This window comes from Vibrio sp. R10-SG-ISO4 (assembly GCF_059834135.1).
Window position 1 is genome coordinate 329577 of record NZ_JCBDHJ010000017.1, and the last position, 18171, is coordinate 347747.

12 protein-coding genes are annotated in these 18171 nt (G+C 46.9%); 1 reads left to right on the forward strand and 11 read right to left on the reverse strand.

Translation table 11 applies throughout. The features are described from left to right. Nucleotides 1-93 precede the first annotated feature (93 nt). On the forward strand, nucleotides 94-1083 hold the full coding sequence (locus AC6R03_RS12175) for a Gfo/Idh/MocA family protein (RefSeq protein WP_500631962.1): 990 nt from the start codon (nucleotides 94-96) through the stop codon (nucleotides 1081-1083). Nucleotides 1084-1121: 38 nt separating this feature from the next. On the opposite strand, the gene AC6R03_RS12180 is transcribed toward AC6R03_RS12175, so the two are convergent. The 11 genes from AC6R03_RS12180 to uca form a co-directional block, all read right to left on the reverse strand. Further along, nucleotides 1122-1601 carry a heme-degrading domain-containing protein gene (locus tag AC6R03_RS12180; RefSeq protein ID WP_500631963.1) on the reverse strand — a complete coding sequence of 160 codons (480 nt, stop codon included), beginning with the start codon at nucleotides 1599-1601 and terminating at the stop codon, nucleotides 1122-1124. After that, nucleotides 1598-2653, reverse strand: coding sequence for an oxidoreductase (locus tag AC6R03_RS12185; protein WP_500631964.1), 1056 nt, complete (start codon nucleotides 2651-2653; stop codon nucleotides 1598-1600). The genes AC6R03_RS12180 and AC6R03_RS12185 overlap by 4 nt, the downstream gene beginning before the upstream one ends. Nucleotides 2654-2806: 153 nt before the next feature. Then, a complete protein-coding gene (locus AC6R03_RS12190; RefSeq protein ID WP_500631965.1) occupies nucleotides 2807-3460 on the reverse strand; it encodes a DUF3047 domain-containing protein in 654 nt (217 codons plus the stop codon). A gap of 127 nt (nucleotides 3461-3587) precedes the next feature. After that, nucleotides 3588-4676, reverse strand: coding sequence for a ribosome small subunit-dependent GTPase A (gene rsgA / locus AC6R03_RS12195; protein WP_500631966.1), 1089 nt, complete (start codon nucleotides 4674-4676; stop codon nucleotides 3588-3590). A gap of 272 nt (nucleotides 4677-4948) precedes the next feature. Then, nucleotides 4949-5983 (reverse strand): methionine synthase, encoded by a 1035-nt coding sequence (locus AC6R03_RS12200; protein ID WP_500631967.1) that lies wholly within the window; start codon nucleotides 5981-5983, stop codon nucleotides 4949-4951. Between the two features lie 31 nt (nucleotides 5984-6014). Then, on the reverse strand, nucleotides 6015-6989 hold the full coding sequence (locus AC6R03_RS12205; protein WP_500631968.1) for a DUF1852 domain-containing protein: 975 nt from the start codon (nucleotides 6987-6989) through the stop codon (nucleotides 6015-6017). 381 nt (nucleotides 6990-7370) lie between these two features. Beyond that, entirely contained in the window at nucleotides 7371-8939 is a 1569-nt protein-coding gene (locus AC6R03_RS12210; RefSeq protein ID WP_500631969.1) for a polysaccharide lyase family 7 protein, read from the reverse strand. 418 nt (nucleotides 8940-9357) lie between these two features. Then, a complete protein-coding gene (locus tag AC6R03_RS12215; protein ID WP_500631970.1) occupies nucleotides 9358-11148 on the reverse strand; it encodes a hypothetical protein in 1791 nt (596 codons plus the stop codon). A gap of 105 nt (nucleotides 11149-11253) precedes the next feature. Beyond that, nucleotides 11254-12126 carry an oligogalacturonate-specific porin KdgM family protein gene (locus AC6R03_RS12220; RefSeq protein WP_500631971.1) on the reverse strand — a complete coding sequence of 291 codons (873 nt, stop codon included), beginning with the start codon at nucleotides 12124-12126 and terminating at the stop codon, nucleotides 11254-11256. A gap of 568 nt (nucleotides 12127-12694) precedes the next feature. After that, nucleotides 12695-14464: an allophanate hydrolase gene (atzF, locus tag AC6R03_RS12225; protein ID WP_500631973.1), complete on the reverse strand. Its 1770-nt coding sequence runs from the start codon at nucleotides 14462-14464 to the stop codon at nucleotides 12695-12697. Between the two features lie 53 nt (nucleotides 14465-14517). Next, on the reverse strand, nucleotides 14518-18108 hold the full coding sequence (uca, locus tag AC6R03_RS12230) for an urea carboxylase (RefSeq protein WP_500631974.1): 3591 nt from the start codon (nucleotides 18106-18108) through the stop codon (nucleotides 14518-14520). Nucleotides 18109-18171 lie beyond the last annotated feature (63 nt).

An 18171-nucleotide genomic window follows, 5' to 3' on the forward strand; every position in this document is an offset into this window, starting at 1 on the left:
AAGCAGTTGAGAGTGCTCACACTCTCGTTTGTGTGCGCATGAGCTGCCTAATTAATACGCTATAGTGCAGACTGCAAAGAGAAAGGAGAACTCATGTCAGCCACTCACACTCAACCCGTCATGAAATGGGGCGTGATTGCGCCGGGTCGCATCGCGCATAACTTTGCCAAAGGGATCCGTGTTGTCGACGATGCCTGTATCACAGCCGTCGCCAGTCGAGATAAACAGCGCGCAACGGCGTTCGCTGAGCAGTATGGAATCGATCGCATATATTTGGATTACGCCGAGTTAATTCGCGACCCCGACATCGATGCCATCTACATCGCCACACCTCATGCGTTTCACTTTGAGCTAGCAAAACAATGCTTGTTGGCCCGAAAACCGGTGTTGTGTGAAAAGCCATTGACGATGAATGCCGCGCAATCACAAGCGTTGGCGAGCCTCGCTTTAGAACAGTCCACTTTCATCATGGAGGCGCTGTGGTCGAAATTTCTCCCTGTTTGGCGAAATATGAACACATGGTTGGCGCAAATTGGCGATGTGAAACAGGTTCACTCGAGCTTTTGTTTTAAGGTGGATGTTGACCCAAATGATCGTTTATTTGATCCCTTACTCGGTGGTGGCGCACTGCACGACATTGGTATTTACAATATCGCGCTATCGAACCTCCTATTTGGTCAGGCGCCGTGTGACTGGAAACTGAGCGGCGATGTCGGGCAAACAGGGGTGGAAGAGACGGTTAATGCACTTTTAGATTATGGTGACGGCCGGCACGCCACTTTTCATTGTAGCTTTCATGTGGATGAGCCAATGGTGATGCAAATCTCAGGCACTCATGGACGCATTGTCATTGATGCGCCTTTCTTTGGTGCCCAATCTGCCACGCTCTACGCTGACGATAACGCCCCTGAAACCTTTCAGGTCACCCATCACGGCGGTGGGTTTGAATACCAGATTCGTGAAGCCATGGCATGCATTCGCAGTGGCCAAGTGTTTAGTGAGATTCACCCTCTCTCATCAACGCTAGAGCACATGCGCATTATTGATCAAATGCGCGCTGACCTGGGCACCCCAACGCCCTAGCATAAGACTTTTCGCCATCAGATTTAGGTCACCTAGATTTAGGTGACTCTTGAACAATTAGCCAAATAGTCACTCAACACCTCAATCACTAACTGATGATCGTCAGCTTGAGGTAACCCCGAGACCGTGATGGCACCTACAAGGCCACAACCTCGAATTCGAATCGGGAATGACCCACCATGCGCACAGTACTGAGTCGCATCTAGGTGCGCTTGGCGTTCAAAATCTCGCTGCTTTTGCGCATTGTACTGACCTAAGTAATAGGAGCTGTGGCCAAATCGCATCACAGATCGGCGTTTGCGCATCGCCCAGTCTAGGTTGTCGGCTGTGGTTCCGGGCATGGCGAACTGAAAAATGACCTGTTCAAATGCATACACTTCCACCAACACAGCCGCCGACTGCGCTTCGGCACGCTGTTTTAACGCCAGCCCCAGCTCCCACGCTGTCTCATTGTTAAAGCGTTCAAACTGAAGTTCAGCTTCTTGCTCTAACAATACCTCTAATGACGCTTGAGTCATTGATTCCACTCCCATTGACCTTCCAGTGCTAATGTTTGCCCTAAGCGGCTGCTCTGCATCGCTAATTCAATCAGGCGAATCGTCACTAGCGCTTGTGAGGGCGTGACCGGGACTGTTGTGTTGTGTCGAATCGCGCTGGCCATTTGCTCAAAATAGGTTTGGTATTGACCCGAAAAAGTATCAATCCGCTCAGAGCCTTCACCGTGATAAAAACGCCCAAAGTGCACCTCACTTTCTTGGCCCCAGCTTGGGTCTAAGGGTGTCATGCCTGAAATTAGCTGAGACTCCTGCGGATCAAGACCGTATTTTTCATAACTGCCCTGTGTGCCCTTAACAGTAAAACGATGGTTAGGACCCGCGCTGAACATATCGCCATGAAGTACTGCTAATCGGTTGGGGTAATGAAGCGTAACGTTGAAGTAATCCACCGTGGTGCTCGATGGACGCAGCATTTTGCAATGAGCACTGATCGCCTCTGGTAAGCCAAACAGTTCAAGCGCTTGATCGATAAGATGCGAGCCAAGATCGAATAAAATACCGCCGCCATCGGTCGCCTGCTCACGCCAGCGAACGCGCACTTCGGGTCTGAATCGGTCAAAGTGAGACTCGAAATGTTTGACGTCACCCACTCTGCCCTCTTCAATAAGGGATTTGACGGTTAAAAAGTCTCCATCCCAACGTCGATTGTGGTAAACACTGAGTAGACACTGACTTTTTTTCGCCAAATCAATCAACGCCTGACCATCTTGCACATTCGTCACAAACGGCTTCTCAATGATGACGTGCTTCCCTTTTTCCAATGCTAATTTCGCTAACGGAAAGTGTTCACTGTTGGGTGCGGTAATAATCACCAGTTCAGCGTCAGATTGAGTAAGCATCGCCACGGCGTCTGTAAAGTGCTGGACGTTTGGCCAATCTTGGGCTACCTCTGTCTTACTGGTGCTGACAGCAACAAAATCAAAGGCTTCTAAGCTGGTAATAAACGGGATGTGGAAGGTTTTTGCAGAAAAGCCGTAGCCCACTACAGCAGTTTTGATAGGAGAAAAAGTCATAGCACTACTCGGTCAATTATGGAGATTACCCATCTGGGGTCAAATGGGAGATCTGAGGTTCGTCGTTTATAAACAACCGATTCTATTCGACATCCATCACTCATAAAACCCCAAAAACATTCATCACTAAAATTCCATGGTGACAAACATTACTCACTGTTCTGTAAACCTTATTTCACCATAGAACGCATGGGCTTGCTCGCCTCTATTGTCCGTATCGGTCATAATAGCAATGACATCAATATACTGGTACGCGCGGGCGTTATCGATATCACTACCCTTGTCGCCAAAGTAGGTGATGAAGTCTTGATAAACGTTACGCTTTTCATCATGCCATAAGCCAAGTTTTGCCTCGTTGTCTTTCACCGCTAACATTTTGACCCTTTCACCTGCATAAGCATTATCCCAAGAAGTGCCTTCACTTTGTGAGCTCGACCAAACGTAATTGAGCGCTTGTGAGCTTAGTCCCATCAAGCCCTTTTCCATCACAAGATAAATCCGCGCGGCATAATCATCCCCTTGTTTGCTGCGCTCGTCTAATCTGGTGAGTGCTTGGTCCACTTTCCATCGCCAATGGATCATCGGTGTCTGCAAAAGATCAACGCGCTTAGCGATTACCCAGCCAGACGCACTCTCTTCACTGACTGCTTGCAGCACTGAACCACCTAGCATTGGCTGATATTGAGTATTGCCAGAAAACACTTTTTCACGCCACGTTGAGTCATTAATCTCAAACGGCGGTAATGTCACATCAGCGCTGACATAAAACGCGCTGCTGAAAAGAAAGAAGCCAAGTGAAGATTTCATGGATAACACCAATATAGAGTTGAGGTGATAACTTAGTGTAATCACCATTTAATAACGATACGATCAGCATGAAACGGCCGCAGCCTAATTTCAAGGAGGCATTTCGCCTCCTTGATGCTTATCGAGATTACACCCCGTTTCTGCGTTTTTGCTTTTCTCCCATTACCCGTCGCACCATTTTGCCAAATTGTTTACTTTGCGCTCGTTGCTGCGCAAGCGTGGCGCCGTTATGGGCCTGCTCACGTAAGAGCTTTTGGTAGTTGTTAAAACGGCGTTCATCTAACTCGCCATTGGCGATAGCTTGCTGCACGGCGCAGCCCGGCTCACTTTGATGCTGACAATCACCAAAGCGGCACGCTTTGGCCAAGCTCTCTACGTCCGCGAAAGTCTCACTCACGCCATCTTCACAGTCCGCCAGTTGAATTTCTCGCATTCCCGGAGTATCGAGCAAAACCGCGCCCGAGGGCAGAAAATGAATCGAGCGCGAAGTGGTCGTGTGCCTACCCTTGCTGTCATCTTCACGGATACCTCCGGTCGCTTGCTCCTGCTCTCCTAGCAAGGTATTGACGAGCGTGGATTTCCCCACCCCAGACGATCCGATAAACGCCACCGTTTGGCCTTCGCCGCACCAGCTCATCAAGCGACTTACGCTGTTAGCGTCAAGTGCATTAACACTCTCAACCATGAGAAATGGATCCAATTGCTGCACCTGTTGGCGCAGCGCCGCTTCATCCTCGCACAAATCGGCTTTAGTCAGCACGACTACGGGCTCAACCTTGGCTTCATTAACAAGGGCAAGGTAGCGCTCAATGCGGCTTAGGTTGAAATCATGGTTAAGCGAACAGACGATAAATACGGTGTCCACATTGGCGGCAATCAGTTGCTGTTCGACCTTTGTCCCTGCGGCTTTTCGGCTAAACAGGCTTCGGCGTTCAAGTAGCGACGAGAACTGTTGCTGACCATCCAACACTAGCCAATCGCCAACGGTCATCGCTGGCAATGAACGGGTGATCGGTAAATGATGCTCTTGATAGCCGTCACTTTGTTGGCTTAGCAGCACGTAACCACTGCGATGATGTGCGATGACGCGAGCCCAACGAGTATCATCGTAATCGTCTAATGAGATCTGCTGCTGAAAAAATGGCTTCCAACCGAGACGTTTAAGCAAATTCGGCTTTTTGTTGGCCGCGGTTAAAAAAGAAAATTTTGTATTCATGATTGAATTATCCCAGACGCAACAATGCGCCTTAATACATAGAGCATTAGGGTCTAATTCGGATAGAGTTGACCCCGGTGATACCGGGCAAAGAAGGGGGACTGTGGATTATCCACAAAGAGCGATTTGGCGGTTTACCCTTTCACTGCCCAGTTGCTGGTCATCATTACAATCATCTTGTGTCCTCGCTTTAGGTGAAATAACGCGCTGAATATAGACCTCAGTGGTGAGGCTGTCAAACCCAGCGCATACAATCCGAGCTCAACAATGCGTTACGCCGATGCGACTAACTCGTCTCGGACTATTTTGGCGCCGTCGCTCAATGCTTTGAGCTTGGCAGCAGAGACCTCGCGAGGCAAAGGTGCCATGCCGCAGTTGGTACAAGGGTACAACTTATCTGCATCGACATATTTGAGCGCTTCTCTGAGCGTACTTGCGACCTCTTCTGGCGTTTCAATGTCATGAGTGGCGACATCAATAGCGCCCACCATCACTTTTTTGCCTCGAATCAATGATAACAACTCTATCGGCACACGTGAGTTGTGGCACTCTAGTGAGATAATATCGATGTTTGATTGCTGCAACTTAGGGAACACGGCCTCATACTGGCGCCACTCGCTGCCCAACGTTTTTTTCCAGTCAGTGTTGGCTTTGATACCGTAGCCATAGCAGATGTGCACCGCGGTTTCACATTTAAGCCCTTCAATCGCACGTTCTAAGCAGGCGATTCCCCAGTCGTTCACGTCATCGAAGAACACATTAAACGCGGGTTCATCAAACTGGATGATATCGACACCTGCCGCTTCAAGCTCTTTTGCTTCTTGATTGAGGATCTTGGCAAACTCCCACGCCAATTTCTCACGGCTTTTGTAGTGCGCATCATACAAGGTATCGATCATAGTCATCGGCCCAGGCAGTGCCCACTTGATGGGTTGGTCAGTTTGCTGGCGCAAAAATTTCGCGTCCTCGACAAACACGGGTTTGATGCGACTTACCGGGCCAACCACGGTTGGCACGCTTGCTTCATAACGATTACGAATGGTCACGGTTTGACGATTGTCGAAATCCACCCCACCCAAATGCTCAATGAATGTAGTGACAAAGTGCTGGCGCGTTTGCTCGCCGTCACTGACGATAGTAACGCCCGCGAATTGCTGCTCTTGCAAGGCAACACGCAGAGCATCGCGTTTTCCATCTTGCAGCGCTTTCCCTTCTAACTTCCACGGGGACCAGAGTGTCTCCGGCTCGGCAAGCCATGACGGTTTAGGTAAGCTTCCCGCGGTAGATGTCGGTAGTAATATTTTCATCGATTGTTCCTTCACAGAGTTTTCATCATGGTTACGCGTAGCTTTCTGACCACTGCTCAAGTCGCGCTTGATACGGTTGAATAAAGTGCGTTTGTGCAAATTTCCCTTGCTCTACTGCCAATTGGCTGCGTTCTTCTCGGTCATAGACGATTTGTGTCAGAGAGTGATCGAGATTGTTCAATTTTGGCTGATACACCGCGCCCGCGGCTGCGTTAGCGTTGTAGATCTCTGGGCGATAAATCTTTTGAAAGGTCTCCATCGTGCTGATCGTGCTAATGAGTTCAAGATTGGTGTAATCATTGAGTAAGTCGCCAAAGAAGTAGAAAGCCAGGGGCGCGACGCAGTTCGGCGGCATAAAGTAACGTACGTCTAAGCCCATCTTTTTGAAATACTGCTCAGTAAACGACGATTCATTCGGCAGATACTCAACACCGAGCACCGGGTGTTGATTGCTGGTGCGGCGATAGATTTTGTTGTCAGAAACACTGAGGCAAATCACCGGACGCTTGTTAAACGATTGGTGATATGTCGCAGAGCGAACAAAAGACTGGAACAGTTGACCATGCAGCTCACCAAATTTTGGCGGCACACTAAACTGGCTCGTCTGCTTATTATGCTCAAGCAGTAAGACACTAAAATCGTAATCGCGCACATAGGAAGAGAAGTTATTCCCCACGATACCTTCAATGCGTTGATTGTTTTTACGATCCAAAATATGCGTTTGCAGGACTTCTATCGAGGGAAAAGCGTCACTTTGCCCGTCCAACGCAATCTCGACGGAGATGATGTCCAACTCCAATGCGTAACGATCACCAGTAGGATTGTCCCAATGGGCAAGCGAATTAAAGCGATTGTCCATCATTCGCAGCGCCGCTCGCAGGTTCTCTTGACGTTGCTCGCCCCGTGCCAAGTTTGCAAAGTTGGTGGTAATACGCGTGTTGTCTGACGGCTGATAATGCTCATCAAAACGCAGGCTTTTAATCCTAAAAGTGAACTCGTTATTCATTGTAATTATCCTATTTCCTAAGAAAACGCTGACGATTTAGGCTCTGCTGGGTGGGTCAAAGCCTAACGCCAGTTATACGGAGTTCACGAGTTGAAGAATATTGGTATTACTTCACATGAAACATGAAGAAGTTTCATGGTGAGACATCACAATGGTCGGGTTAAAAGCGCAAAATCAATGCGATGATGCATAGCGGATGACGAAGACTGCTCCGCCAATAACAACCTACGATCAAGTTTTGAGGCAGCTATCCATGACTCGCTAATTCAAAAGTGTTGGACACTAGATTTCCTGTTGTTCGCATCCAAATAAAAAATACCAGTCAGCTAACCTGACTGGCATTAAAACTTGTGCATCCCACACGCAAAACTCTATATAGATTTAGCCTTTAAACTGACCAAAAGATTGCGTCAACTTGTAAAAAGTTGCCTGTGAGTAATCGTCTAGCTCACCATTGATATTTTGGTTATACACGCCAGCTTTAAAGTACATGTACTTTCCGCCGACGTCATACCCACTCTCACTCATATCGACAACCTGAACGATATCGTCATGTCCTTCTCGCATTAGGGTGACTGTCATCGTGTTGCCTTCTACCGCGATTCGATAACTGAATAACTCGCCTAATGCGATACCTTGGTCACCAACTTCTGCTGTCATGTCTCCGATGAGATTGTAGTAATCCTCTGTACCGCTGTTAGTATTCTCATGGGCAAAATACACCACCCCTGTTGGTTGGTCAGGTAGCTTACGGTAGTACAATCGAATCGGCTCATCATCCTTGTCATGAATTTGACCAATGATAAAACGGCCAACCTCATGGGCATCTCCAGTTACGGTTGCATGGTCTATCTTCAACGTTGCTTCTAAGACGCCATCGACACCACCTGCCGCTTTTTGGTCCTCGACAGGTGCGGAGCTGAAGACCCAGTTATTCGGGTTCACGCCTTTTGTTGAATGAGATTTGTCACCCGCTCGAAGCATTGTTCTGAGTTCAGTCCGGGCATATTTGGTATTTTTGGAAGTGCGCGCGCCTTTTACGTATGTTTTAAAGACCATTCCACCGTCTGGAGCCGTATAGAAAATATCAGGATGTTGGAAACCGTTTGCAAGATCCCACTCATTCACATCGTCGGCTCTACCATCTCCATCGTGATCGAAAGGCGTGGTTAATTTCCATCGCGTTAAATCGAAATTTTGTCCAGGAGCATTACTCGCGAGCGGTGTTTCTGGCAATGAAGGTACAGCCATTGGCTTAGATAAATCGCATGAAACTGTTGTTGAGCAAGGAAGGACTAGAGGCGCTCCGAAGTCACCTTTGCGAAGATCTTTTCTCGCCTCTTTTAGGGCCTTAGACTCTGCCTCCATACGGGCTATCAATTCTTGCTCAGCTGCGACGACTGAATCTGTAATGATATGACTGGCAGGACACGCATTAATACTACAATTAACTGCAGCAAACTCTGTTACCGAGTTCCACTTATTCTTTGAGTTGCCAAAACCAACATAGCGTACATATCGCGCTTGGACGGCGGGCGAGAATTGGAATCGCTCAAGGCCAATCACCTTGCCAGAACTTTGCTGGTTAGGCAGAACCGTGTTCCAATTTTCTCCGTCTTCACTGGTTTGAATCTCAAAGTTGGTGACACGTTCGTTTCCTTTGCTGAAGGCAATCTGCACGGCATCAAATTCATGAAGAGTACCGTAGTCAAGCACCGCCCATTCACCATCACCGTTGGCTGCCCATCGAGTCATTAGGTCGCCGTCGAATAATCGAGCGGGTACATTTCCATCATGACTGCTTGCAGTGATCGCTGTTGGAGTCAAAATTTCTAAACCGGTCTCTTTATTGTTTGGAAATGGATCCGCAGCTTGGTCAGAAGTGCTAGCACAACCCACTGCTAGCAAAATAGAGGTAGTTAGAACGCTTTTGAGGTAGATATGTTTCATTTGTTTAGCACCTATTCAAACTCATAATTTTATATAACCGCCATTCAACAGACTTTTTGTTGTCACTCTCTTACGTTGGCTCTAGTCTTGTTGCATGGTTGAACCAAACTATTACATAATTTAATACTACAAATGCATAAAGGTTCGATAAATGAGACCATGATCTCGCCTCATCTCGGACTATGTGGGGTCCATCACTTTCTTGAGCATCCTGATTACTCAAATTTTTGCAGTTTCCGCGACTGTTAACAAACACAATATATTCATGTCGTTGAGTATTAGTTGAAAGTAAAGTATTTAATCTCCAAAACACGCCTTGAAACTCACTTTTCTAAGCTTTTATTATTAAATGAACAATAAAATTAAAGCTGCTAAAAAGGCAGCTTTAATAATTATTTTTACATCCTATTATTTATATTCAATCTGAAGACAATGGATCGGTTGAAACGACAGAAGAAAAAGTACTGGAGTTATAAGGTGATACATTTAGTTCGTAACCAATATCATAACTCTCAAAGTCATCATTAAATACTTCTACTGTCCCTTCAATATCTGAATAGACTTGATAGTCATCAACGTACAGTGTTGTTTCTGCCGTACCTGAGTTAGAAGAAAACTTTATTGTCGTTGCGGTCACAGGAATACCATAACCTGAGTTTTGAGATGTATATGGTCCATATTCAACACCATCAATTTTCACCCAGTAGTTACCCGGCTCAGATTCACTGGATGTGTCCCACGACATCTCTAGGTCAACCCACGTACCTGGTGTAAATGTCGCAACCTGCTCGTCCTCACCACGTAGGGTTATTTTTCCTTCATCAAGTCTGAGCTCGCCAATAAGAGAACTTGTTGAGTTTTTCTCATCGAATAGAGATACATAAGCAGACTCGGTCTCACCCACAGAATAAAACATCGATACTTTATGTAAGCCCGTTGTCATTCCTTCATCGAACTTATATCGAAGCTCGCCTGTGTCAGTCGTATCTGTATCCGTGATAGCGGCTACTTGGTTGTCAACCGGGTCCGTCGGATTGCCAGGGGAATTACCGTCCAAAACAACGATTGCTTCTGCAGAGTTGTTGTTATACGGGTTGCCTGACAAGTTTTGACCGTTAGTATAAGTATCAAAGGTATCGGAGAAGACGACTTCGTCATCCATACTATCGTGAGAGTAGACGGTGAAATCGTCAATCAACAACTCATAGTGCGTCGTATTACTCGTATCGCCGAGCTTCAATGCGATAATTTGAACTGCCGTTTTGTCGAAGGCTTCAAATCCATTACCATTATTATCATAAGTATCTTCGTTGATTGAAAATGTGTAATAACCGTCTGACCAATTTAGTTCAACAAATAGATCTTGACCGAGCTCATAAGTCCCGACAGGTTGCTCAGAGACTTGCGGCTTACCACTGCTGTCTGTCTCAGTAGAACGGTAGTAAATATCACCATTATTCAGGATAATTTCGCCATGTAAGTTTGTATTTGAGGTACCTGATGAATAGAGCGAAACATAAGCATTATTACCATTCCCATTTTCGGGTTGTTCGGTACTCTCATCCACTTGATATACTAACTTGACTGATACTTTACCTCGTAGAATACTGTCTACCGTTGCCGCTGTGGCTGAGTCAGAGAGTTTTAAACGCAACTCGCCCACGTCGGTTTTCGTACCACCATGGTTGGTGTCCAGCACGCGCACGTAACCATTGATACCACTATCGCTGTTCGCATCCGCTACTGCTTGTTTTACTCCATCAACGTTGGTTTGATCATTACTAGAAAGCGCTTCCGATAGATCATCACTGACGATAGTTAACGAACCATCTGTATTTATAGTAAAAGCGGCATCCGAAATATCTGTTGCGTTACTTTCCACACCAGTCGCATCATAGAACTTAAATGACACCGTACCGGATGAACTGTTAAAAGCAGACACAGTTGATACGCTTGCATCCTTTATAACATATCCAGCGGTAACATCTGCATCATCATCATAATATTTATGGTTTCCATCATCAGAAAATACATAAACATTGGGTAACCCAGGATCTGAGTCTGAGTCACCTAATTGCCACATACCACTAGTCAACGTAACATCAACGGTGCTATCGCCTGTATCCCCAACAACGAGTCCATCTCCATTACAACCATATAGAAGACCACTTAATAGCCCAATCGCAATAGATAGTTTAGAATATTTCATAATCCATTCTCATATTCGAAATAATTAATATTGCTATCGATTGATATAAAACCTCAATTAACAGCTCTAATTTTATCATTTTGTTTTTTGAAATTAATTAGTACTCTAGAAACTATAAGTAACACCAAATCGGTATTTAGCTTCTCTATCGCTTGACGAAGAACTAATGTCAGAAGACCAAAGTTCTACGTAAGGCTTCCAAGATTCGAATTTATACCCAAGCTTAATACCAGCATCCCATTCCCAATCTTTATCATCATATAACAACACATTGTTATGGGACTTCACGTAGTTTGCTTCCCAGGAAAGATTAACTTTTGGGTATTGTTCAATTTTATAAGAGCCCGTATAAGTTATTTTCGATTTCTGTGCTGTCGCTAATCGTTCACCAGTCTCAGAATCTTTGTCACCAAAAGCCAGACCATCTGTATCATGGTTGCGGAAATCATTAATTTCATGTCTGTAACGCAATCCAGTTGTAAGCCCGAAATCCGACTTATAAATGACACGTAATTGAGGCTTATAGGTGATTTTTTTCAGTTTCCAGTCGCCTTCGTGTGCATTGGGTTCATCCCAGTCCCAGGCTATAGGCATACCGACTTGTAACGACCAATGATTGTCGACCTTATACGTCGCGGTATTATCTAGCTCCATTCCGTAGATGTACCAATTGCCATTGTAAAAAGAACCACTGTTGGCTGGCTTGATATTGCCATCGTCATCTACGTATGTGCTGTCTTCATGAAATTTGATTTCTAAACTCGAAGAGTGCTTCCAATCATCATTGATTTTAAAGCTCTCGCCGATTTTTACCCTATGCTGATGACGTGCATCCACATGTGTATCTTGATCAGCACCGTTCTTGCGGTAATCAGTTGCAGCTCGGTACTCGTATCGATAATCAATAGATGCTGCGGATAGGGTCCCTGCAGTCAATGTTGATGCCACTGCTATGGCTACAATGCTAATTTTGTTCATTATTCAGTCTCGTCTTTATGAGTTTCAGATATTCAGAGAAACAAGCTCCATGACATGACTCTTTACTAGTCATACAATAATCTTATATCTCAAATGAAAGAAAAAACGTGACTTAGACAGCATGCGATTTGGCGGCTTGCTGAATATTTGATCCAAAACACAAAGACGAAAATCTGTTCTTTGCTGCTTTCAGGTCATTCACTTGAACGTTGGCTACAACAAGGCAAGGCTCAAAAACCATATTAAGCCCTTTATATTCATAAAGTTAACAATCAACTTTTAGTAAAAAATCTAGTAGAGGTCAGCTTTAAAATCATATCCTATTGGGAGGGTTTATGAACAAAGCTCAAACAATGATGGCGATAAGAGGAGAAAAAAAAGGGATTGATCACAAAACCACAAATTTATTGTATTATTATACTATTCACATATTGGCTATTGAAACTCTGCCCCACGCTAAACACTGGTGAGTAGTGTTTTTGCATGAGGCATGGGTACAAAACTGACATTGATCTCAGCAACCAATCGAATGTCCGAACTGTAAATAGAGGTTATTGCAAAAGTCGAGTTACGACTCTTGCAGATAATACCTCCACCCTCCAGTCCGGGTAATGTCGGTAGCCCCTTCAATCCCAATCCCTTCACATATGAACCCAGTAACCCAGTCACCAGAATCAATCTCAACGCGGCCTAACCCCAATGGATGGGGGATTTGCATCAACAGGGAACCAAGCTGCTTTTTCGGCACGCGCCAAATTTCAACTTCAATCTTTTGCCCTTGGTTTGAATGACGGACTAAGCCCGGTCTCAGTGGGGGTCCGCCGGCTAAGCAATAAAGAGAATAGTGTTCAGATGTCGTGGTTCGCCGTTTAAAGTTCGCACCTAACTCAATCAGTTGATGATTGAGCGCTAAATCTTTCATGTGTGCACCACAAACCAATAGGTCCACACTCTCGCAACTCTCTAATTCTATTTCGGTCGCCCCTAGCGGTAAGTTCATCGTTCTCTGCCACTCGGTCGCTAACGCAACCAAGGCTTCGTCATGAAACGCTTGGGCAAACAGAGTTACGCCAAACGGGAGTCCGGCGTCGGTGAAACCTGCTGGCATTGCGATCGCACTGTAGTCGAGTAAGTTCATGAAATTGGTGTAGTAACCAAGGTTTGAGTTGAGCCCGATTGGGTTGTTGCTCACCTCATCAATAGTGTAAATCGTGCCGGCGGTAGGGGTTAGCACAACATCCACATTTTCCATCAATTTATCGCACTGAACTTTAAATGCTTGCAGTCGATACATGGCTTTAAACGTATCCGCAGCCGATAGTTGTTTCGCTCCACCGACAATCGTTTGAATCACTTCTAAACACTGTTCTTGATTATCGTTGAAAAAGGATTCAATCGCGGCGTATCGCTCCGCAACCCAGGGACCTTGGTAAAGAAGATTGGCGGCTTCTAAGAAGGGTGACAAATCGAAAGGAATAGTCTGCGCGCCCAAAGACTCTAAGCGAGCAACCGACTGAGCATAGAGCTTACGGTAGTCTTCATTACCAAAGAATTTAAGCTGCTCTTCACCTGGAACTCCGACCCTCAATCCTAAAAATTGCGTCGTTGGGTTTTGTCCTTGTTTAAGGGCATGGCGAGCATAACAGTCGCTCTCATCGTAGCTTGCGCCAACTTGGTAGAGGGTGCTTAAGTCTTCAGCACATTTGGTAAAAAACGTCACGCAATCTAGTGTACGGCAGGCCGGAACAACGCCACTGCAGCTCAACACCCCTCTGCTCGGTTTGAGGCCATAAAGGTTGTTAAATGCTGCCGGGACACGTCCTGAACCCGCGGTATCGGTACCCAATGCAAAGTAAACTTGGTTGCTCGCAACCGCAACCGCACTGCCAGAGCTCGAACCGCCTGAGATGTATTCAGGATCAAAGCTATTTTTCACCGCTCCCCAAGGGCTGCGTGTACCCACTAAGCCAGTGGCGAACTGGTCAAGGCTCGTCTTACCTAAGGGGACTGCACCTGCTTTTATCAACTGCTGAACAACGTAAGCCGACTCCGTTGGTTGATAGCGGTATGCCTCGCAACCCGCGGTGGTGTCTAACCCCTGCAAATCGATATTATCTTTGATCGCAAAAGGAACACCAAACAGAGGTAGCTGGTCAATCTCTTGCCCTGAAAGTTGAGCGAGATACTGCCCCAGTTGCTGGTCAGAAATCACTGACACCCAGGCATTGGATTGATCCGCTCTCACTTGCGCCAGTTTGCTGCGCAAAAACGTCTCTACCTCTATATCACCATTACGGTATGCTTCAAGTAAGCGACCGATCGTTGTTGGCTCTTCCATTGCCTGACACCTTGTATTTGAATCTGTCATCTTTTCTATCCTCAAAAACCGAATCATGCCTTGCAGGTGTTGACGACAAGCAGTGGCTCACCCGCATGGACTTGTGCGCCCGCCTCGTGGCATATCGAGTCAATCACACCAGAGACACTCGCGGTCACCTCAAGCTCCATCTTCATCGCTTCGAGTATCATCACGACGTCGTTCTCTTTTACCGTTTGGCCAGGCTTGACAAGCACTTGCCAGATGTTGCCAGCAACATGACTCTCAATGGCTTCTTGTCCCTCTGCAAGCTCAGTGTGTACATTCGACTGCTCAATTTCAGTGGCGACAAAATTCGCTTGTCCAGACTCTTCCCAGCGTTGGCGCTCTTGTTCAAATGCTTGTTGCTGGCGTGCTTTGCTTTGCTTTATTTCATCGGCATGGTCATCAAGAGTGGATTGATAGTCCGCGAGTGAAAACTCTGTCTGTTCAATTTTAATTGGGTAGTGACCTAGAGGATGCTTTTCACGGATATCCAATAGCTCTTGTGCACTCACTTCATAGAACCTAATCTGGTCAAAAAAGCGCAATAGCCAAGGCTTGGTAAAGGCTTCTGTTTGACGATAGCGATTCCACATTTGCAAAGTGCGACCGACAAATTGATACCCCCCAGGGCCTTCCATGCCGTAGACACACAAATAGGCGCCACCAATGCCTACCGCGTTTTCAGGCGTCCAAGTACGTGCTGGATTATATTTAGTCGTGACCAAGCGGTGACGAGGATCCATTGGTGTTGCGACCGGCGCGCCAAGATACACATCCCCTAAGCCCATCACTAAGTAGCTGGCATCGAACACAATGCGCTTAACGTCCTCGACTGAATCAAGCCCGTTGATGCGGCGAATAAACTCAATGTTGTCTGGGCACCAAGGTGCGTCTTTACGTACGATCTCATCGTATTTACGTATCGCCAGCCGAGTGGCTTCATCATCCCAAGAGAGTGGCAAATGCACTACGCGAGCAGGGACAGCGAGATCATCGATGTTATCCAGCGTTGCTTCAATTTTTTCTAGCTCTTCAAGCAACTGCGCTCTTGGCAACATAAGGTTATCATAGTGAATTTGCAGGGAACGTATCCCCGGAGTCAGTTCTTCTACACCTAGCAACCGCCGCTCTTGAAGCTTCAGCATCAAAGCATGAACTCGAAATCGCAGACGAATATCGAGTCTTTGTGGTCCATATTCCACCAGCAGGTAATCCTCGCCACTGGGTCGATATACCACGTGTTCTCCATATTGACTGGCTGGTATTGTTTTAATGACGGGCGAGCCGAGATCTGCTCTTGGCAGCGCCATTTCATCAATAGCGCCGACTTCAATTTGAGCCAGCTGCGCGCGCTCGGCTAACTCGGCGTTTTCTACCGTAACCGGAATAAATCGAATCTTATCCCCTGCTTTGAGCTGTCCCATTTTCCATAGATCGGCTTTGATGATGGTGGCAGGGCAAACGAACCCTCCCAAGCTCGGCCCATCCGGCCCTAAGATGACCGGCATGTCACCCGTGAAATCGATGGTACCAACCGCATACGCATTATCGTGAATGTTAGAGGGATGAAGGCCCGCTTCGCCACCGTCAGCCCGCGCCCAATTTGGTTTCGGTCCAATTAAGCGTACACCGGTTCGGCTCGAGTTAAAGTGCACTTTCCACTGCGCATCAAAAAATGTATCGATATCTTCCTGAGTGAAAAAATCAGGCGCACCGTGCGGCCCATAGATCACTCGAATCTGCCACTCGCCGTTGAAAATCGGCTGAGGAAGTGAGCCAATTTCAGCGCCACCCGCTTGAACGACGGGATGAATGTGCAACACATCGCCCGCTAGCAATGCGCGCCCAGCATGGCCCCCAAATTGACCTAAAGTGAAGGTTGAACGGCTACCTAGATATTGAGGACAATCAATGCCCCCCTGAACAGCGAGATAAGTGCGAGCGCCATCGAGTATTTTACCGAGTTTGAGCGTTTGTCCTGCTTTGATGTTAATGGTGGCGTTCATCGCAACCGATTGATTATCAAGTGTTGCTTGAATCGTTGCACCCGTTAGAGCTATACGAGTGTCTTGGCTAAATTTTAACGTTGGACCAGAAACAATCATTTCCAGACCGGCACTGGATTCATCATTCCCCAGCAGTCTATTGCCTAAACGGAAGCTCAAGCTATCCATCGGACCTGAAGGCGGCACGCCAATGTCCCAGTAGCCTGTTCGTGCTGGGTAGTCTTGAATGGTGGTTTGGGTACCTCCGCTGATCACATCAAAGGTATTGGGCTTGAACTCAAAGCTATTAAGAGATTGAGTCAGCACCTCGCCTTTCTTAACCCGTTCGCTCGCTAAGAGCTGGCTCAAGTACGCTTTGTTGTGCTCTATTCCGTAAATAGTACTTTTGTCTAAGCTTTGTTTAAGTTCAGCCAGAGCCGTGTCTCTATCGGCAGCATGAACGATCACTTTCGCCAGCATAGGGTCAAAAAATGGTGATACTTCGACGCCCGCTTCAATCCAGTGTTCAATGCGCAAATTCTCTTGCTTTGCCCACTCAACATGGCTCAATAGACCGGCACAAGGTTGAAAGTTTTTGTTGGCATCTTCCGCATAGAGACGAACCTGAATCGCATGACCTTGTGATTTGAGGTGCGCGCCCAGCGCTTTTAAGTCGAGTTGCTCTGCCCCTTGGCGAACCATCCACTCGACAAGGTCCACACCAAACACTTCTTCTGTGACACCATGTTCAACCTGAAGACGTGTGTTGACTTCAAGGAAGTAGAAGGCTTGTGTTTGCTGATCCAATACAAACTCCACCGTTCCTGCATTCCGGTAATTGACCTGAGCGGCCAACTTCACTGCGGTCTCATGCAGCTTAATTCGGGTTTCATCGTCTAGGTTAGGCGCGGGGGTTTCTTCAATGACTTTTTGGTTGCGGCGCTGCGCCGAGCAGTCCCGCTCGCCCAAGGCAACCACATGACCCTGCCCATCGCCAAAAACCTGGACTTCAATGTGGCGTGCTTGCTGAATAAACTTCTCGATAAACACGCCACTGTTGCTGAAATTGTTCTCACTTAATCGTTTAACGCTGTCGTAAGCCTCATCCAACTCTTGGCTTGTGAAGCAACACTGCATGCCGATACCACCACCGCCCGCCGTGCTTTTGAGCATCACTGGATACCCAATGTTCTCCGCTTCACGCAGTGCTTGCTGCTTGTCGTTAAGCAACCCCGTGCCAGGGAGAAGTGGAACATGGGCTTGAGTGGCAATGTCGCGTGCAGAGTGTTTTAGTCCGAACGCACGCATTTGCTCTGCTGTGGGCCCTAAAAAGACCAATCCTTCTTGTTCGCAGCGTTCAACGAACTCTGGATTTTCACTCAGAAAGCCGTAACCAGGATGAATCGCTTGCGCGCCCGACTCTTTAGCAATGGAGAGTATTTTATCTTGATCAAGGTAGGTCTCGGTCGCGCCCCCTTGTCCTAGAGAGAACGCCTCATCAGCACCGACGACATGGAGACTGTGTGAATCGGCTTCGCTGTAAATCGCAACGCTGCCAATATTGAGGTGTTTTAACGTGCGGATAACTCGACAGGCAATGGCTCCACGGTTAGCAATCAATACCTTACTAAACATAATTTCGTCCCTAAAATCCGGGTCGTCCCGGAACAACAAAGAGCATTCGTTAGGGTCGTCCCT